Below are 18,954 nucleotides of genomic sequence, written 5' to 3' on the forward strand. Positions count from 1 at the left end.
GCAAGGGAACCAAGAGCCGCGCCGGCGCCGTCCGCGAAGAGCAGGACGCGGTAACAAAGCTGATGGCCGACTACGACGCCCTGTATGGCTCCGGCAACGAGAAGGCCGCGGGCTTCATTGCCCAGCTCGAACGCGAGATTGCCCTGCACGGCGACGTGAGCGAGGCCGCCAAGGTCAATTTCGACATTCAGGCCGGTGCATACGGCGCCCTCAGCGATGCTCAGGCCGAGATGCTCCGCAACCTGGCTGCCGTGAAGGACGCCCAGGACGACTACGCGGCGTTGTACGGCGATGGCCTGCAGAAGATGGCCGACGCCACGATGGACAAAACCTCGACCATGAAGACCGTCGCAGACCAGGCAGCCCGGAACATGCAGACGGCGTTCGCTGACTTCCTCTTCGACCCGTTCGAGGACGGGCTGGGTGGCATGGTCAAGGGCTTCGCCAAGGCCATGCAGCGCATTGCCGCCGAGCTGGCCGCCTCGGAAGCGCTGAAGGCCATTGGTAAGTGGGCATCGAGCTACAGCGGCTCGGGTTCGAGCTGGATCAACGAGCTCGGTAGCGCCATCGGCAGCATGGCCGGTGGCCGCGCCGGCGGCGGCCCGGTTGCCGCCGGCAGCATGTACCGGGTGGGTGAAGGCGGGCGGCCCGAGCTGTTCGATCAGGGTGGGAAGACTTACCTGATTCCTGGTGATGCTGGATCGGTGCGGCCGATCACCGCAGGCATGCCAGCGTCGTCGATGTCGGGCAGCGGCGGTTCGTCCATCCAGGTCAACACGACGGTGAACGTCACGGACAGCGGAACGCAGACCACCACCAATGGCGACAGCAACGAGGCTGCCAAGGCGCTTGGCAGGATGATCGAAGTCAAGGTGAAGGAGATCATGGTCCAGCAGAGCCGGCCCGGTGGCATGCTCCACCAGATGCGAACGGGGGGCTGAAGGCACTGGCCATGGATTGGCCTGATCGCGTGTAATTCCGGTGTAAGGATGCCGGAAAAACCCGGCATTTCGCGGATGTCAGCGGCGACAGGAAAGACGTAGAGACCCTGAAAAACCGCTGTATTCTGCGAGAATTCCGGGCAATAGATGGTCAGCGGAAAGCCCGGTGAACCGGATTATGAGTCCCCTGCTCTAACCGTTGAGCTATAGGCCCTGCGCAGCTTTACAGTGTAGTGGAGCCTGCGCTCAACCGGCTACCCGCCAGCGCCAAGACACACTGAAAAACCCTCAGCCATCGCTGCGCAACGCCACGCGCCCAGGCTTGCGCAACAGCTGGCTCACCCAAACCGCGCGCCCATCTCCCGCACCCGCTCGGCGTTCGCCCCCGCCAACGACCGCATTGCCGGCGACTGGATCCGCCCGTCAACAGCCACGCACTGCCAGAATGCTTCAGCCACCGGTGCCGCCCAGCGCAGATGCTGCAGATCACCACTGCCCAGCGGCGCGACCGGCGACAGCGGCTCGTCCGCGCGCAACACGCCCAGCTTTGACGGCGCCAGCGACATCGGCAGCATGTCGTAGACCGGCGCCAGCGGCAGCGGGCCGCGATCAATGAAGTGGAAGGCGATGTTGCCGTGGTGCATGTCGCTGTTGCCGATCAGCCGCCCGAACGCATGGCGTCGGCCCATCGCCTGCACGGTGTCGGCCGTCAGCCAGCCTTGATCACGCAGTTCGGCGCCTGCAACCGGCCACGCTGGGGTGACCTCGCCGGTGAACGCAGACGATAGCGACAGCAGCGAGACCAGGCCTCGCCGCCCCAGCAGATCGGGCGTGCGGTCGAAGCGCTCGATTTCCAGGAAGGTGTGCGTGGGCGACTGCAGCAGTTCGCTGGACGCCGCGGCTTGTCCGGACTCGCGCAGGGCCTCAAGCGCCAGATGTTCGCAGACCAGCAGATCGCTCCAGCGCTGGGCGGCGGCGCCTTCATCGGGCTGCGCGAACTTGACCAGGACCGAGCGGCGCCTGCCGTAGTCCTCTACGGTGGCGGTGAACTTGGGTTGCTCGCCACCCGGCGAGGAGCCCACGTCCTCTCCGTCCAGCGCAGCACGCGCACGCTCGCGATACTGTGCAAGACGATCGTCGGCCGCAACCCGATCGATCGGCACCTGCAACGTCTCCATCGCCGCCTCCACGGCGGCGGTACCGAGCAGCAGATCGCCCGCTTCAGTCCCGCCAGCGGTTACCAGGGCCATCAACACATCGTCCGGTTGCCAGCTCTTGAGGTCCTTCGGCAGGCCGAGCGCCTGCGCACGGCCATGGGCGAAGCTGCGACCAAGAAATCCCTGCGGTCGCAGGTCATCCAGGTACCACGGCAAGTCAGGAAAGAAGGCGGCAACGTCACCTTCGGGCGCGCGTCGCAGGTTCGGGCAGTCAGGCCCGGCATCGACGTGGAAGCCGCCTCCTACCAGCGCAATTACCCGCCCCAGCTCCTCCAGCGTCGCATCTTCGCGCAACCGGTACAGCGGCCATTCGCTGCCGGCCCGGGTGGGCCGCCGCAGCGCATAGGCGGTTGCCCGGGTGCTGCCCATGCGCACCACCTGCGGGCCACTGGCGGCCACCAGCCGGCTGAGCGCCATCCGGTCCACCCCCAGACGTTCGGCCAGCGCCGCGGCAGGTAGCGGCTGGCCGGGGGCCAGCTGAGCGATCAGATCCAGTACCTGTGGGCGTTGAGCGCGTGGCATGTGCATTACGTAATACGAAATTTGTTACGTAATTAGCATCAAAAAAGCGGGACTGCAAGCGCGGCCGTGCACCTATGAGCTTGAAAATAATGGGCATATTCACGAAGAGCCAGCTTCGACGCGGGCCTTCCGTTACATTACTTGTTACGTAATCATAAGCCTCAGCCGAGCATGGGCCGGGCTTTGCAGGGATATGGTGGGCAAAGAAAAACCCCGCCGAAGCGGGGTTTCTCTCAACGCTTCAACAGCCGCTGGAAATCAATCGATATCCAGGAAGCTGCGCAGCTGCTCCGAGCGGCTCGGGTGACGCAGCTTGCGCAGGGCCTTCGCTTCGATCTGGCGGATGCGCTCGCGGGTCACGTCGAACTGCTTGCCGACTTCCTCAAGGGTGTGGTCTGTGTTCATGTCGATACCGAAGCGCATGCGCAGCACCTTGGCTTCCCTCGGGGTGAGGCCGGCCAGCACGTCGCGCACGGTTTCAGACAGATTGATGTTGGTGGTGTTCTCGATCGGGGACTCCACGTTGGTGTCCTCGATGAAGTCGCCCAGATGGGAATCCTCGTCGTCGCCGATCGGGGTTTCCATCGAGATCGGCTCCTTGGCGATCTTCATCACCTTGCGGATCTTGTCTTCCGGCATGTCCATTTCCTTGGCCAGCTCCTCCGGCGTAGCCTCGCGGCCGTACTGCTGGAGCATCTGGCGGGAAATGCGGTTCAACTTGTTGATCGTCTCGATCATGTGCACCGGAATACGGATGGTGCGCGCCTGGTCGGCGATCGAGCGGGTGATCGCCTGGCGGATCCACCAGGTGGCGTAGGTCGAGAACTTGTAACCGCGGCGGTACTCGAACTTGTCCACGGCCTTCATCAGGCCGATGTTGCCTTCCTGGATCAGGTCGAGGAACTGCAGGCCGCGATTGGTGTACTTCTTGGCGATCGAGATCACCAGGCGCAGGTTGGCCTCGACCATTTCCTTCTTGGCCTTGCGCGCCTTGGCTTCACCGTAGGCCATGGCGCGGCTGATTTCCTTCAGCTCTTCCAGGTCCAGCTGGGTCAGCTTCTCGATGTCGATCGTCGCCTGCTGTTCGGCGATGATCTGGTCCTTCACTTCGCGCAGGGCCGAAGACCACTTCTGCTTGCGCTTCAGTGCGTCTTCCACCCACTCCAGGTTGGTCTGGTTGCCTTCCCAGGAGCGGATGAAGTCCTTGCGCGGCATGCGGGCGGTGACGGTGGCCAGGTTCAGCACGCGGCGCTCATGGGCCTTGATCGACGCCATGGTGTCGCGCAGCTGCTTGGTCAGCACATCGGTCAGCGGCAGCGGCAGCTTCAGGGTGACGAACACCGCCGACATCTCTTCGCGCAGGCGCGGCAGGTTCTTCTTGTCGCCCTTGGTCGCCGCCTTCTTGAAGGCGTTGAAGGCATCGCTCAGCGCCTGCATGCGCGCAGCGACTTCCTCCGGATCCGGACCGGTCGGTGCGGCTTCTTCCTCGCCACCCTCGACATCATCGTCCTCGTCCTCGTCGCCTTCGGCGTCGGCATCGCTGCTGTCATCGGCAGCAGCCGCCGGCGGCGCCGGCTCTTCGTCGGCCAGGTCGTTGAAGCCAACGATCACTTCGGCCAGGCGCTTCTTGCCTTCCTTGTGGGCTTCGTAGTCGGTCAGCAGCGACTCGACCGAGACCGGGAACTGGCCCAGGGCGGCCTGGACCTGCGAAAGGCCTTCCTCGATGCGCTTGGCAATGGCGATTTCGCCTTCGCGGGTCAGCAGCTCGACGGTGCCCATTTCGCGCATGTACATGCGCACCGGGTCGGTGGTACGGCCACCTTCGGTGTCGAGCGCGCTCAGCGCGGCGGCAGCTTCTTCGGCCGCGGTGTCATCGACTTCGCGGTTACCGGTGTTGCCATCGTTGAGAAGCAGGGTTTCCACATCCGGCGCAACTTCATGGACATCGATGCCCATGCCGTTGATCATGCCGATGATGTCTTCGATCTGTTCCGGGTCGACCATGTCGTCCGGCAGATGGTCATTGACTTCGGCGTAGGTCAGGTAGCCCTGTTCCAGGCCCTTGCTGATCAGTTGCTTGATTTCGGATTGGGCAGGACGTTCGTTGGCCATGTAGTGCTCGCGCCACCGGCTAGGGAGAAATAGGGAACGTAGCATTATACCAGCCCGGGGCCCCGCCTGCCGGGCGGTGGTCCCGCAGGCTCAGGGCCTGAGAAGGAAGGTCACGGGACCGTCATTGACCAGGCTGACGACCATATGGGCACCAAATCGGCCCGTTTCCACCCCTGGCGCGTGATTTTCACGACAGATCTCGACAAATCGATTGAACCCGCGTTCAGCCTCGTCCGGCGGTGCGGCGCTGGTGAAGCTGGGCCGCATGCCCGAACGGGTATCGGCCGCCAGGGTGAACTGGCTGACCAGCAGCAGGCCGCCGCCGGTGTCGCGCAGCGACCGGTTCATCTTCCCGGCCTCGTCGGCGAACACCCGGTAACCCAGCAGGCGCTCGGCCATGCGCCGCAGCTGGGCCTCGGTATCGCCCGGTTCCATGCCCACCAGCGCCAGCAGGCCCGGACCAATCTGGCCGACCGCTTCGTCGTCGACGTGGACGGCAGCCTGGCTGACACGCTGGATAAGGACGAGCATCGTGGGCTCCAATGAACGGGGCCGGCCACGATAGCAGCGCCCTTGGCTAAACTGGCGCAGATGAATCCGCAACGCAAAGCCCGGCTGGTCTACCGCGCCACCACCCTGTTCGCCCGCCTGCCCTGGCCGCTGCTGCGGGGAATCGCCCGTGCCCTGTCCTGGACCTGGATCAGTCTCAACGCCCGCGAGAGCCGCGTCACCCGACGCAACCTGGAGCTGGCCTACCCGGACCTGGACCGCGCCACGCGCGACCGCCTGCACCGGGAGCTGCTGCGCTCCACCGCCCTGCAGGCCATCGAGACCCTGCGCCTGTGGAGCCAGGCGCCGGCGGACAACCTGCGCCTGCATCTGAAGCAGCGCCACGGCGAGGCCCTGTACGACGCGGCCCTGGCCAGCGGCAAGGGCGTGATCGTGGCCGCACCGCACTTCGGCAACTGGGAGCTGCTGAACCAGTGGCTGGCCTCGCGCGGGCAGATCGCCATCGTCTACAAGCCACCGGAGGACGAGGCCAGCGATGCCTTCCTGCAGCTGGTGCGGGGCGGCCAGAACGTACAGCAGGTGCGCGCCGAAGGCCCGGCCGTGCGCCAGCTGTTCAAGGTGCTCAAGGACGGCGGCGCCACCGGCATCCTGCCCGACCAGCAGCCCAAGGCCGGCGATGGCGTGTTCGTGCCGTTCTTCGGCGTGCAGGCGCTGACCATGACCCTGGTCAACCGGCTGGCCGAGCGCACCGGCGCCACCGTGCTGTATGGCTGGTGCGAGCGCATCGGCCCGGACATGGAATTCGCCCTGCACATCGAACCGACCGACCCCGCCGTGGCCGACCCCGACCCGCAGGTGGCCGCCACCGCGCTCAATGCCGGCATCGAGCGCATTGCGCGCCGCGATCCGGCGCAGTACCAGTGGACCTACAAGCGCTATACGCTGCGGCCACCGGGCAGCGGCGAGGAAGACCCGTACGCGACCGAAGAGCATCCGCACTGACGGCCGCCGCACCCAGGCCCATCCGGCCCCTGCGACCGGCGGCCGCACCACGTTGAATACGACGCCGGCGCCCCCATAGAGACTGCGATGTCCGACTCCCCCGGTCCTGCCATGTCTGCTGCTTCTTCCCTGTTCGGCGATCCGGCCGCGATCCGCTGCGAGCGCGCGGTGGCCGAACTGCGTGCCGGTCGCCCGGTGCTGCTCCACGATGGCCAGGGCCAGCGCCTGGCGGTGATCGCGCTGGACAGCGCCACGGCCAGCAGCTTCGCTGCCTTCGCCAATGCCGCCCGCGAGCGCCATTACCTGTTCCTGACCGCCACCCGCGCCCGCGTGCTTGGCGTGGAGGCCCCGCAAGGTGCGCGCCTGCCGCTGGCCGGTGTTGCCTTCGATGCCCTGCCCTCGCTGGGCTACCTGCGTGAACCGGGCCCGATGCCGGACGGCTGGAGCGCCGGTGACGCCTTCGATGCAGGCGCGGTGGAACTGGCCCGCCTCGGCCTGTTGCTGCCGGCGATGGTGGCGGTGCGCCTGGACGCCGAAGACCACACCTTCGATGGCGCGGCCGAGGTTGCGCTGTGCGACCTGGCCGAGGGCGCAGCACATGCCGCGCATGACTACGAACTGGTGGCGCGTTCGCCGGTACCGCTGCGCGATGTCGGCATGACCACGTTCGCGGTGTTCCGTGGTGGCGTCGCCCAGCGTGACCAGGTCGCGATCATCGTCGGCGAACCGGATCTGTCGGCGGTGGTACCGGTACGCGTGCACTCCTCGTGCCTGACCGGCGACCTGTTCGGTTCGCTCAAGTGCGACTGCGGCGACCAGCTGCGGCGCGGCCTGCGCAAGCTGAAGGAACTGGGCGGCGGCGTGCTGCTGTACCTGGACCAGGAAGGCCGCGGTACCGGCATCGCGGCCAAGATGCGTGCCTACGGCTACCAGCATGACGGCCTGGACACCATCGATGCCGATGCACAGCTCGGCTTCGGCGCCGACGAACGGCGCTACGGCAGCGCGGTGGCGATGCTGCGCGGCCTGGGCATTTCGCGCGTGGCCCTGCTCAGCAACAACCCGACCAAGGCGCAGCGCCTGCGCAACGCTGGCATCGAGGTGCTGGACTGCATTCCGGTCACCGGCGAGATCACCGCCGAGAACGAGCACTACCTGCGCACCAAGGCTGATCGTGCCGGCCACATGCTGGATGTGGACGCGCTGATCCAGGCTGCCCAGTAACGCAGCCGACCTGCTACCGTCTGCGCGGTGCGGCCACGGCCGCCACCGCCCGCCCTGCCACCTGACGGAGCCCGCGTGACCGACGTTCCCCTTACTGCTCCGACCACCGATGCCTGGCAGTCGCTGCCGCGCCGCGCCGCGCGGCTGGCCGCACTGGAAGGTGCCTTCGGCGGCCTGTTTGTGCCGGGCCTGCCGCTGGCCGCAGCCGCGTGGTTCTTCGACCTGCCCGGCGGCCTGTGGACGGCCGCCCTTGGGCTGCTGATCGGCATCGTCTTCGGCGCCTGGCTCGGCCGCCGGCGCCTGGTCCGCACCCGCTGGCGGCTGGATGCCCAAGGGCTGGGCCTGCGCCGCGACCTGATGTGGCAGCTGGAAACGCGCATCCCCATTTCGCGCGTGCAGCACCTGGACCTGCGCCGCGGCCCACTGGAACGCCGTGCCGGCCTGGCCACGCTGATCGTGCACACCGCCGGAACCCGCATGAGCGCAGTGACCGTCAGCGGCCTGGACGAGGCGGATGCCGAGCGCCTGCGCGATACCCTGTCCCACCAGCTCGACCAGGACGCCGACGCCCTGTGAGCCTGCCACCGCCTCTGCCTGCAGCACTGCCCGCCGGTGGCGAGGACCACCGCCTGCATCCGTGGTCGTGGTTGTTCGTACTGTTGATGCAGTTGCGCCATTACTTCCTGCCGCTGGTCGCACTGCTGGTGTTCGGCCAGCGCGGCGACCGCGACCCGATGTGGGCGCAGCTGATTCCGCTGACGGCAATTGCCGCACTGGTACTGGTGTCGGTGCTGCAGTACCTCAGCTACCGCTACCGTATCGGCAGTGATGCGATCACCGTGCGCAGCGGTCTGCTCGCGCGCAACCGGCGCGAGATTCCGTTCGCGCGCATCCACAACGTGGAGGTGCGACAGAACCCGCTGCACCGTCTGTTTGGTGTGGCCGAGCTGCGCCTGGAATCGGCCGGTGGCGTGCGCCCGGAAGCGGAGATGCGGGTGCTGAAGCTGGACCAGGCGCTGGCGCTGGAACGGCTGGTCCGCCAGCGCGGGCAGGCGCCGCAGGCCGCCGGCATCACTGAGCCCGACCCGGTTGCCAGCACCGCGACTGAGAACGAGCAGGTACTGCTGCGCCTGTCGAGCTGGGACGTGGTACGCATGGGCCTGCTCTCCAACCGCGGCTGGGCGCTGGCGATCGCCGCGTTCGGCGTGCTGTTCCAGACCGTGCCACGGCCGGTGATGGACGATGCCCTCCAGCGCGGTGGACGCGAAGCCTTTGGCTACGCCAGCCATCTGCACCCCGGCGTGACCGGCGCGTTTCTGCTGCTGGCTGCCGCGCTGCTGCTGGGCTGGCTGGCGCTGCGCGTGCTGTCGGTGGTGCTGACGCTGCTGCGCTACCACGGCTTCACCCTCAGCGAGCAGGACCGACGCCTGACCGTATCGGCCGGCCTGCTCAGCCGCACCCGCAGCAGCGTGGCGCGCCGGCGCATCCAGGCCTGGACGCTGCGCGAAGGTACTTTGCAGCGCTGGTTCGGGCTGCGTCAGCTGCGCATCGACAGTGCCGCCGGTGGCCCCGCGCGCGATGAGGACCGCGCCCTGCGCGAACTCGCGCCGCTGGCGTCCAGTACACGTTGTGAGCAGCTGGTGCAGCACCTGCTGCCGCAGCTGCAGTGGCCTCCGCTGCAATGGCAGTCCATTCCGCAGCGCGGCTGGTGGCGGCTGTGCCTGGGCGCACTGGTGCTGGTGCCGCTGCTGGCTGCGGCCGCGTACTGGCGCTGGGGCCCATGGGGCCTGCTGGTGCTGGCGTGGCTACCGGTGGCGCTGCTGGTCGCGCACCGGCAGATGGCACGCATGGGCTGGTACCTGGACGAACACTATGTGGCGGTGCGCGGCGGCTGGTGGAAGCGCTGGTGGCGCTGGGCCGAGCTGGACAAGGTGCAGGGCCTGCGCCTGCAACGCTCGCCGCTGGACAAACTGCTGGGCACCAGCAGCCTGCAGCTGGATACCGCCGGCGCGCATGGTGATGTGGCGCTGACGCTGCATCATCTGCCGCAGGCGCAGGCGCAACACGTGATGGAGCAACTGGCGGCGGCGCTGGCGCGGCGCAAGCTGCGCTGGTAAGCACTACAGGTCGTGCCGATCGCCGGCCGGCAACTGCCGCCATTCCCGAGGTTGCCGGCCAGCGGCCGGCACTACCGCGAGCGTGGTCAGCGAGGCATCAGCGCTGCGACGGGCCCCAATACCCCAGGTCCTTGCGGATCTGCAGATCGCGCACCCAGCTGCCGAATGGCTTGCGCCGCAACGCACCCATTTCACCGGACAGGAAATCCTCGGTGGCCGCGATCACCCGTTCACTGGAGCGGCCATCGCGGTAAGGGTGGATGGCATCGGCGTAGCGCACGATTTCCGCCTGCAGCGCGGCGTCCGGGTGCAGCGCGCGCTGCAGCATCGCCTGCAGCTGCGCAGGATCATCGAAGTCGATCATGTGCGGCTTCGGCACGCGGTTGCGGAAGGTCACCACCGGCTTGTGCTGCACGATGAACTCCGAAACGATCGATGAGGTGTCCGACACCAGCACATCGGCGGCACGCTGCGCGGCCATCACCTGCTCCGGCTCGATGAAGCGGGCATTGGCACCGGCCAGCGCGCGGTAGCGTTCGAACAGTTCCGGTGGGCACTTCGGGTGCAGGGTCAGCAGCCAGTAGTGGTCACCGGCGGCGATATCAGCGGCGATCTGCGCATGCAGGTGCGGAGCCGCGCTGAGCCGCTCGGTGAAGGTGGAACCGAACAGGATCACCGGGCGGTCACCGGCCGGTGCGCGCAGCGCGGAACTCTCGCCTCCGTCATCGCGGAACAGCGGGTCCAGCTTCGGCCAGCCAGTCTCGGCCACGGCGAAGTGGCCCTGCAGGCTGGCGATCTCGCGGAACGGTGCGGTCGTGGCCGGCCCCTGCGTGCAGTACAGGTCGAACATGCCGCGCACCCGGAAGTGGCCGCGCGCACTGTCCCGCTTCTCCACGTTGAAGCCATGGAACAGCTGCACCTTGGCCCCCGAAAGGAAGGTCGGCACCCAGTTGGCCGCGCTGAACACCGCCCGCGGACGCATTGCCAGGGCCTGCTTCAGGCCCACGTTGGGCACCCCCGGCAGGCTGCTGCCGGCCGCGCCGTCCTCGAACCAGGCCGCCACCTCCTGCCCGGACGCGTGCAAGGCCTGCGCCAACGGGGCGAGAATAGGCAGCGCATAGCGCTCCGTCGCAAACAACAGGTACCCGGCCATCATGTCCTCCTCGACCGCTCCCATCGAACGGCCTCGCATCTCGGCGTGCATTATCGCGTTCAACGAGGCCGGGCGCATCGGCGACTGCCTGGCCTCGCTGGCCTTCTGCGATGAGATCGTGGTGGTGGACTCGCAGTCCACCGATGCCACCGTAGCCATCGCCGAGTCCGCCGGTGCCCGCGTGCTGCAGCGCCGGTTCGAGGGCTTCCGCAGCCAGAAGGCGTTCTGCGTCGAGCAGGCCAGCCACGACTGGGTGCTGTGCCTGGACGCCGACGAGCGCATCAGCCCCGAACTGCGCACGGCCATCGAGCAGGCCCGCGACGGTGGCTTCGGCGGCCAGGCCGGCTATCGCTTCGCCCGCCTCTCGGAGTACTTCGGGAAGTTCCTGCGCCATGGCAATGCCTACCCGGACCGGGTGATGCGCCTGTTCGACCGCCGCCGCGGCGGCTGGCGCGGCAAGCGCGAGATCCACGAGGCGGCCAGTGTCGACGGCAGTGTGGGCACCCTGCGCGGCGACCTGATCCACTATCCGTACCGGTCATTGCAGCAGCAGCTGGCCAAGACCGAGAAGTACGCGCGGATGATGGCCGAGCACGAGTTCGCACGCGGCAAGCGGGCCACGCTGGGCAAGCTGGTGCTGGCGCCGGCCTGGCGGTTCTGGCGCGGCTTCCTGTTCCGTGGCGGCTTCCGCGACGGCTGGCATGGTCTGGTCTACGCCTACGTCCGCGCCAACTACGTGCGGCAGAAGACCATCATGCTGTGGATGCTGGGCAATGGACAGGCGGTGGCCGACCCGGCACCTTCCGCGGACCAGCCTTGACCACGCTGTGTCACACTGCGTGGGCGTTGCCTGAAGACCCCCCATGAAAATCCTGTACACCAACTTCCACTACGGCGACGGTGGCGGCCACACCACGTACATCGTCTCGCTGGCGCGTGCGCTGCACGGCCAGCACACGCTCCACGTCGCCGCGCCGGCCGACAGCCGCCTGCTGCGGACCATGGCCGATGAAGGCATTGCCCGCACACTGCCGATTGCGTTCGGCAGCGGCCTGCCAACGCTGCCCCGGCAGCTGGCCGAACAGCGCGCGCTGCGCAGGCTGGTGCACGATGAAGGCATCGACCTGATCCATGTCAACGGTGCACGCGACCACCGCTTCGTGATGCAGGGGCTGCTGGGCATGCGCCGCCCGCCGATCGTGCTGACCAAGCACAACAGCAAACCCACCAATACCTTTGGCAATGCGGTGCGCGCACGCTGGGCCACCGATCGGCTGATCGCGGTCTCAGCCGACACCAAGCGCCTGCTGGAACAGGGCCCGTACCGTCGCTGCCCGATCGACGTGGTCCGCAATGGCGTTGACCTGGAGCGCTACTCACCGCAGCCGGCCGGCACCGGCAGCGCGCTGCGCCAGCAGTGGACGCAGGATCCACAGGCGCTGGTGCTGGTCAGCAACGCCGGCACCGACGATTACAAGGGCTGGATCGACCTGGCCCGGGCCATCGCACGGCTGCCCGATGCGGTGCGTCCGCATGTGCACATGGCCGTGGCCGGCCACCTGCCCAGCGCGCAGCAGCGCGAACAGGTGCAGGCGCTGGGCGAGGTGGCCGCGCAGGTGCACTTCACCGGCCTGCTGGCCGATACCCGTGTCCTGATCGCGGCCGGCGATGCTGGTTTCGTACTGTCCCATGACGTCGAGACGATCTCCTTCGCCTGCCGCGAGATGATGGCCAGCGCCAAGCCGATGCTGGTCAGCGACTACGCGGGCCTGCCGGAGAACATCGAACAAGGCGTCGATGGCTGGGTGGTTGCCACACGCGACATCGACGCCATCGCCGCCCAGGTACAGGCGCTGTACGCACAGCGCGATGCGCTGCCGGAACAGGGCCGCGCAGCACGCCGCCATGCACAGCGGGAGTTCGGCCTGCAGACATTCGCCGACGCCACGCTGGCCAGCTACCACGCCGCCCTGGCCAACACCTGAGCCACGCTCCCCGAACGCTCAATCGGTGATGCCGGGCCCCTGCAGGCGGCGCTCGTGCTCGAGTTCCGCCACTGACGGCCGGCAGTCGCCGGCGACCGCATCGGCAGGCACCAGCCACCAGCGGCGACGATTGGAAATGCCCGCCATCTCGGCCCGCGCACGATCGATGCAGGCCTGCATCGCATCCTCGTTCACCAGCAGCCAGCGTCGCTGCGGAACCAGCCGCTGCCAGCGCACGGCCGCCTGCAGCTGTTGATGCCAACGTGCTTCGAATCCAAAGGTGGCCGCCGGGCGATCGGCCATCAGCAGGTTCTGCTCTTTCCATGCCACCAGTCCCAGCTCGGCCTGCGGGCCGATGCGTGCACTCACTTCACGCATCAGGCCACGGGCCGAGCTGGAGTCGTTCAACACCGGATAACCGACCAGGCTGTACAGCACCCAGACTCCTGCCAGGGTAGAGACCAGGGCAACGTGCCGACGCTGGCGCCCGCACACCCACAGGCTCAAGGCCGACCAGACCGCCATCGCCAGCGCCCCCCAGGCCAGCGCATCGGTGGCACCGGGAAGCAACCCGCGGCCATGGGTAAGGCGCACTTCGAAATCCGGATCACCCAGCAGCGCCAGCGCACCGACCAGCCCCAGCGCCAGTGCCAGCAACGCGGTGAATGCGCCCAGCACGCGCTGCACATCGCGCCGCCTCAGCAACCCGGGCAGCAACGGCGCCAACGCCAGGCAGAACATTGGCAATGCCGGCAGGATGTAGACGTCGCGCTTGCCGTGCGGAAGGGAGAAGAACAGCACGACCAGCAGCCACCAGGCCAACGGCAGCAGGTAGCGCGCATCGCGCCGGCGCAGCCGCCGGAACCAGGCCGGAAGCGCCCAGGGCAGCAGCAGGAACGCGGGAATCCACATCGACGGCATGATCGCCAGGAAGTACCACCACGGCTGGTGATGGTCCCAGGACTGCGTATAGCGTCGCGCGGTCTGCCGGAACAGGATGTCGTCCATGTAGGCGCGGTACGGCTCCGAACCGGTGGCGAAGCCTGCCAGCAGCATCGGCGCCAGCCACAACGACACCGCCAGCAGGAAGGCCAACGGTGCCAGCCAGAAACGCAGGTCGCGCACGTGCAGGCGTACCCGTGGCCAGTGCAGCACGGATGCGACTGCCGCCGGCGCGATCATCATCAGCGCCAGCACGCCTACGCCCTTGGTGATCACACCGATGCCGGCAAAGAACCAGCCCAGCCACCACCAGCGCCAGGCCGGACCCAACAGCAGATGGCGCAGCAGGCCGTAGTTGGCCAGGGTGATGAACAGCACCACCAGCGGATCGATCTGCGCCTTCTTCGCCTGGAAGGTGAAGTGCAGCGCGAACAGCAGTGCCCAGCCCGCGTACAGCCCCACCTGCCGCGTCCACAGGCGGCGGCCGAGATCGACCACGCACCACAGCGTGCCCAGCGCGGCCAGCAGCGAGGGCAGCAGGAACGCCACCCGCCAGTGGCCGACCAGGCTGTACATCGCCGCCTGCAACCACATCAGCATCGGCGGCTTGTCCGAATACAGCTCGGGGCCGCGATGCGGGAACAACCAGTAGCCACTGTCGACCATCTGCTTGGCCACCAGCGCGAAACGTGGCTCATCCGAGGGCCATGGATCACGGAGGCCCAGGCCGGCCCCCAGCACCAGCAGGGCCATCACCACCAACAACCACGTCTGGCGCGACGCGTGGGCTTTCAGCATGGGACTCGAAACGGCAGCGGGGGTCAGGCTGCTTATAACAGACGCGCGTAGAAGAAACCGTCAGCATCGTTTTCACCCGGCAGCCGCTGGCGCGCCACCCCTTCGCAATCCACGCCGAATGCATCGCCCAGCGGCTGCGCCACGGCATCCGGATGCCACTTCAGGAACGCGCGCACCTGATCGATGTTCTCGGCGCGCAGGATCGAACAGGTGGCATACAACAGAACGCCGCCCGGGCGCAGCATCGACCAGCAGGCTTCCAGCAGGCGCGCCTGCACGCCGACCAGTGCATCGATGTCTTCGGCGCGACGGTGGAACATCACATCCGGCTGGCGGCGGATCACGCCGGTCGCCGAGCACGGCGCATCAAGCAGGATCGCGTCGAACGGCACGCCATCCCACCAGGCGCCCGGATCACTGGCATCTGCCGCCAGGGTCTGCGCATGCTCGCCCACGCCGGTACGGATGTAGGTATCGCGTGCACGGGCCAGGCGGCGCGCGTCGATATCCAGCGCCAGCAGGCGCAGGCTGGGGTCGCGCTCGAGCAGATGCGCCGACTTGCCGCCGGGTGCCGCACAAGCGTCCAGCACGCGGGCACCGGCCATCGGGGCCAGCGCATCGGCGGCACACTGCGCCGACAGGTCCTGCACCGAGATCGCGCCCTCGGCGAAGCCGGGCAGCTGATTCACGGCAACCGGAGAGGCCAGGCGCAACGCGTCGGCACTGAGCGGACTGGCTTCTGCGGCAATGCCGGCTTCGGCCAGCGCGGCCAGTGCCTTGTCACGACCGCCCTGCTGGCGGTTGGCGCGCAGCCACAGTGGCGCCGGTTGCAGGCTGGCGCTGAAGATCGCGTCGGCCTGTGCCGGCCAATCGCGTTCCACCGCATCGGCCAGCCATTCCGGGAAGGCATCGCGCGCTGGCTGCTCCGGGAAACCTTCGCGCTGCGCGCGGCGCAGGATCGCATTGACCAGGCCCGCCTGGCGCTCACGGCCCAGTGCACGCGCGGCATCGACGGTGGCCGACAGCGCCGCGTGCGCCGGCAGCTCCAGCACGTCCAGCTGGGCGAACCCGACCATCAGCAGCGTGCGCAGATCGGCATCACGCGCCGACAGCGGCTTCTGCATCCACGACTGCAGCGCCGCGTCATAGGTGCTGCGGCGGCGCAGGACGGCGAAACACAGGGCTTCCAGCAGCGCGCGGTCGCGGCTGTCGGCCAGCTTCGGCAGCGCCCAGGCCAGTTCGGCCTTCAGCGAACGGCCACGGGTGAACACCTGTGCCAGCACACGTGCGGCCAGCATGCGCGTGGCCGCGCCCGGCGCCGCCTTGGCGACGGAGAAATCGTTCTGCTTCGACACCGCTTATGCCCCCACGCGCAGATCGCGGCGGGCGTTGAGGTAGTCGGCCGCAGTAATCGCCTTGCCACCTTCCCGCTGCAGCACACGCAGGCGCAGTGCGCCCTGGCCACAGGCGATGTCGATGCCATCGCGGCTGGCCGCCAGCACCGTGCCTGGCGCCTGGCCGTGGGCCTCATCCAGCGCCACCGCGCCATGGATGCGCACCCGCTCGCCAGCCAGCGTCGCTTCAGCGATCGGCCACGGATTGAAGGCGCGCACGGTGCGTGCCAGCGCCCCTGCATCCAGCGCCCAGTCCAGACGGGCCTCGGCCTTGTCCAGCTTGTGCGCGTAGGTCACGCCCTGCTCCGGCTGCGGCCGCGCGATCGGCTTGATGCCGGCCCGCAGCAGGCCCAGGCCGTCGGACAGCACCTGCGCGCCCAGTTCCGCCAGCTTGTCATGCAGCTGGCCACCGGTATCGGTGGCCGCGATCGGCAGCTCCTGGTGCAGCAGCACCGGGCCGGTATCCAGGCCGGCCTCCATCTGCATCAGGCAGACGCCGGTCTTCGCATCGCCGGCCTGGATCGCACGCTGGATCGGCGCGGCGCCGCGCCAGCGCGGCAGCAGCGAGGCATGCACGTTCCAGCAGCCATGGGTCGGAATGGCCAGCACCGCCTTCGGCAGGATCAGGCCATAGGCCACCACCACCATCAGGTCCGGCTGCAGGTCGCGCAGCTGCTGCTGGGCGGCTTCATCCTTCAGCGATTCGGGCTGGTAGACCGGAATGCCACGGGCCACGGCTTCAAGCTTGACCGGCGACGGCGCCAGGCCACGGCCACGGCCGGCCGGACGATCAGGCTGGGTGTAGACGGCCACGACCTCATGGTGGCGCGCAGCCGCGCGCAGCGACGACACCGCGAATTCCGGCGTACCGGCAAAGACAATCCTCATGGCTACCCCACTTGCAGGATGGATTCGTGCAGGAAAGAAAACGGCGCCGTCGGCCGGCGCCGTACAGCCCGCGCGCGTCGCGCAGGCACGGGCCACCCGAAGGGCGGCCCGGATTGGCGATCACGCCACGTGCTTGCGCTGCTTGGCCAGCTTCTTGCGCACCATCTCGCGCTTGAGCGGCGACAGATAGTCGATGAACAGCTTGCCGTCCAGGTGATCCATCTCGTGCTGGATGCAGGTGGCCAGCACTTCGCCGGCTTCCAGCTGCTGTTCCTGGCCGTTGCGGTCCAGGTACTTCACGGTGATGGTATCGGCGCGGGTCACGTCCGCGAAGATGCCCGGAACCGACAGGCAGCCCTCCTGATACACCCGGCCTCCGTCCTTGGCGACGATTTCCGGGTTGATGAACACATGCGGTTCATTCTTTTCTTCGCTGACGTCGATGACCATGAAGCGCTTGTGCACGTCCACCTGGGTGGCGGCCAGGCCGATGCCCGGGGCGTCGTACATGGTCAGGAACATGTTGTCGATCAGTTCCTGGAAGGCCGGCGTGGTGACTTCGGCGGCTTCGATCAACGCAGCCTTGGTACGCAGGCGCGGATCGGGGAACTCGAGAATGGGGAGAAGGGCCATGGCTGTTTCCGGATAGGGGGCCGGCACGCCGGCATACGTCGCAGATTCTAGCTCCAACGCTTGCCTTGCGCCCCGGTTTCTGGACTATAGTGCGCGGACCTGTTGGGGAATCAGGGCTTCACACCTATGTTGCTTCGTTTTCGTACGGTCGTCGCCGCGGCGATGCTGACCGTGGCTGCCTATGCTACCGCCGTGGAAGTGAATGGCGGGCACCCGGACACCTATGTGGTCCGAAAAGGGGATACGTTGTGGGATATCGCCGCACGTTTCCTGCAGAAGCCGTGGCTGTGGCCGGAGATCTGGCAGGCCAATCCGCAGATCGCCAATCCGCACCTGATCTATCCCGGTGACGTGCTCAGCCTGGCCTATCTGGACCGGGTGACCGTCGCTGCCAAGCCCGGCCCGCGCCAGGAAACCCCGATCGATGCCATTCCGCTGGCCCAGGTCGAGCCGTTCCTGAAGCAGCTGAGCGTGGTCGACAGCATCGAGCAGCTACCCTACGTGGCCGGCCTGGAAGAAGAACGCCTGCGCGTCACCAGCGGCAGTGCGGTCTACGTGCGCCTGGCCGATGCCCAGCTGGGCCAGCGCTGGGCCGTGGTCCGCCCGACCGTGCGCTACGCCCAGCCCAAGCCGACCGAGGACCTGACCGCCAACGGCGACGTCACCCCCGGCAGCGGCAACCTGTGGCGGGCCTACAACGCCCCCAACCACCGCCGCGGCATACTCGGCTATGAGCTGGCCCAGGTCGCCACCGGCACCATCACCCATGTCGCCGGCGGCAAGGTCGAGGCGTCCACCCTGGTGCTGGACAAGAACGAAGGCGGCCGCGAGGTGCGTGCCGGCGACCGCCTGGTCCCGGTCGAGGCCAAGCCGTACGACCTGCAGTTCGTCCCCCATGTCCCGGCCGCCGGTGTCGAGGGCGTCGATGTGCGCGTGCTGGCCGTCACCGACATGTTCACCGCCGCTGGCCCGCGCGATGTGATCGCGATTTCCGCAGGTCGCGCACAGGGCGTGGACAACGGCACCGTGTTCTCGCTGTGGCGCCCGGGCCGCCACGTGGCGCACCGCATGAAGTACCCCACCTCGTCGCGCATGGACGATTCGCTCAGCACCGGCGCCGGCCGGGTTTCGCTGCCGGACGAATACGCCGCGCACGCCATGGTGTTCCGTACCTTCGACAACGTCAGCTACGCGCTGGTGATGCAGGGCGTGAAGCCGGTGCGCGTGGGGTTCAACGCACTGCACCCGGACGCGAAGTAACCAGTCCCGGGTTGCCCGGGCACTGCAGGTAGTGCCGGCCGCTGGCCGGCAGGCACCTCCGGCAAAACCTGACAGCCACATGCGAAGGCGCCCTAGGGCGCCTTTGTTGTATGCGCTCGATAGTGGGGAGATGACCAACCAAGCTGACGAGGCGCTGCTGCGCCTGTTGATGGCAGGCGGCGCGCTGGCGCCACGGCGGGCCCTGCTGCAGGCCGCAGGCAGCGCGGAGATTGCGATCGCGCAGGGCGCCGCGAAC

General features: G+C 67.8%; 16 protein-coding genes. 8 read left to right on the plus strand and 8 right to left on the minus strand.

Translation table 11 applies throughout. The annotated features are described in order from the left end of the window. The first annotated feature begins 62 nt into the window (after positions 1–62). Positions 63–941: a hypothetical protein gene (locus QRO95_RS21790; RefSeq protein ID WP_285303465.1), complete on the plus strand. Its 879-nt coding sequence runs from the start codon at positions 63–65 to the stop codon at positions 939–941. A gap of 338 nt (positions 942–1,279) precedes the next feature. Here QRO95_RS21790 and yjjJ read toward each other — a convergent pair whose 3' ends face one another. The 3 genes from yjjJ to dtd all read right to left on the minus strand — a co-directional run bounded on the left by yjjJ (position 1,280) and on the right by dtd (position 5,323). Further along, positions 1,280–2,680: a type II toxin-antitoxin system HipA family toxin YjjJ gene (gene yjjJ, locus QRO95_RS21795; RefSeq protein WP_285303466.1), complete on the minus strand. Its 1,401-nt coding sequence runs from the start codon at positions 2,678–2,680 to the stop codon at positions 1,280–1,282. 258 nt (positions 2,681–2,938) lie between these two features. Continuing rightward, positions 2,939–4,792 (minus strand): RNA polymerase sigma factor RpoD, encoded by a 1,854-nt coding sequence (gene rpoD / locus QRO95_RS21800; protein WP_014038623.1) that lies wholly within the window; start codon positions 4,790–4,792, stop codon positions 2,939–2,941. Positions 4,793–4,882: 90 nt separating this feature from the next. Beyond that, a complete protein-coding gene (gene dtd, locus QRO95_RS21805; protein WP_049401012.1) occupies positions 4,883–5,323 on the minus strand; it encodes a D-aminoacyl-tRNA deacylase in 441 nt (146 codons plus the stop codon). A 60-nt stretch (positions 5,324–5,383) separates the two neighbouring features. On the opposite strand from dtd, the gene QRO95_RS21810 reads away from it, so the two are divergent. From QRO95_RS21810 to QRO95_RS21825, 4 genes are all read left to right on the plus strand, one after another. Next, positions 5,384–6,304, plus strand: a complete 921-nt coding sequence (locus QRO95_RS21810; RefSeq protein WP_032128563.1) for a lauroyl acyltransferase — start codon at positions 5,384–5,386, stop codon at positions 6,302–6,304. Positions 6,305–6,391: 87 nt separating this feature from the next. Next, the gene (ribA, locus tag QRO95_RS21815; RefSeq protein WP_032128562.1) at positions 6,392–7,528 is read left to right on the plus strand and encodes a GTP cyclohydrolase II RibA; all 1,137 of its coding nucleotides are present in this window, start codon (positions 6,392–6,394) and stop codon (positions 7,526–7,528) included. A 75-nt stretch (positions 7,529–7,603) separates the two neighbouring features. Further along, positions 7,604–8,104 (plus strand): PH domain-containing protein, encoded by a 501-nt coding sequence (locus QRO95_RS21820; protein ID WP_049401009.1) that lies wholly within the window; start codon positions 7,604–7,606, stop codon positions 8,102–8,104. After that, entirely contained in the window at positions 8,101–9,645 is a 1,545-nt protein-coding gene (locus QRO95_RS21825; RefSeq protein ID WP_285303467.1) for a PH domain-containing protein, read from the plus strand. Before QRO95_RS21820 ends, QRO95_RS21825 begins: the two co-directional genes overlap by 4 nt. A 97-nt stretch (positions 9,646–9,742) precedes the next feature. Here the strand turns inward: QRO95_RS21825 and QRO95_RS21830 are convergent, their stop codons facing one another. After that, entirely contained in the window at positions 9,743–10,801 is a 1,059-nt protein-coding gene (locus tag QRO95_RS21830; protein WP_049461970.1) for a CDP-glycerol glycerophosphotransferase family protein, read from the minus strand. Between QRO95_RS21830 and QRO95_RS21835 the strand changes: the two genes are divergently transcribed. Continuing rightward, positions 10,800–11,618, plus strand: coding sequence for a glycosyltransferase family 2 protein (locus QRO95_RS21835; RefSeq protein WP_285303468.1), 819 nt, complete (start codon positions 10,800–10,802; stop codon positions 11,616–11,618). The genes QRO95_RS21830 and QRO95_RS21835 overlap by 2 nt on opposite strands. 43 nt (positions 11,619–11,661) lie before the next feature. Beyond that, complete coding sequence (locus QRO95_RS21840; protein WP_285303469.1) at positions 11,662–12,783, plus strand: glycosyltransferase family 4 protein; 1,122 nt, start codon at positions 11,662–11,664, stop codon at positions 12,781–12,783. An 18-nt stretch (positions 12,784–12,801) separates the two neighbouring features. On the opposite strand, the gene QRO95_RS21845 is transcribed toward QRO95_RS21840, so the two are convergent. The 4 genes from QRO95_RS21845 to def all read right to left on the minus strand — a co-directional run bounded on the left by QRO95_RS21845 (position 12,802) and on the right by def (position 17,438). Continuing rightward, on the minus strand, positions 12,802–14,523 hold the full coding sequence (locus QRO95_RS21845) for a glycosyltransferase family 39 protein (protein WP_285303470.1): 1,722 nt from the start codon (positions 14,521–14,523) through the stop codon (positions 12,802–12,804). 32 nt (positions 14,524–14,555) lie between these two features. After that, positions 14,556–15,878, minus strand: coding sequence for a 16S rRNA (cytosine(967)-C(5))-methyltransferase RsmB (gene rsmB / locus QRO95_RS21850; protein ID WP_285303471.1), 1,323 nt, complete (start codon positions 15,876–15,878; stop codon positions 14,556–14,558). A 3-nt stretch (positions 15,879–15,881) separates the two neighbouring features. Next, the gene (gene fmt / locus QRO95_RS21855) at positions 15,882–16,805 is read right to left on the minus strand and encodes a methionyl-tRNA formyltransferase (protein WP_032128555.1); all 924 of its coding nucleotides are present in this window, start codon (positions 16,803–16,805) and stop codon (positions 15,882–15,884) included. Positions 16,806–16,925: 120 nt separating this feature from the next. Next, complete coding sequence (gene def / locus QRO95_RS21860; RefSeq protein WP_008267110.1) at positions 16,926–17,438, minus strand: peptide deformylase; 513 nt, start codon at positions 17,436–17,438, stop codon at positions 16,926–16,928. A 126-nt stretch (positions 17,439–17,564) separates the two neighbouring features. Between def and QRO95_RS21865 the strand changes: the two genes are divergently transcribed. After that, entirely contained in the window at positions 17,565–18,698 is a 1,134-nt protein-coding gene (locus QRO95_RS21865; protein WP_285303472.1) for a LysM peptidoglycan-binding domain-containing protein, read from the plus strand. Positions 18,699–18,954 lie beyond the last annotated feature (256 nt).

The sequence above is a fragment of the Stenotrophomonas maltophilia group sp. Smal13 genome (assembly GCF_030236855.1).
Taxonomy (GTDB): domain Bacteria; phylum Pseudomonadota; class Gammaproteobacteria; order Xanthomonadales; family Xanthomonadaceae; genus Stenotrophomonas; species Stenotrophomonas maltophilia_A.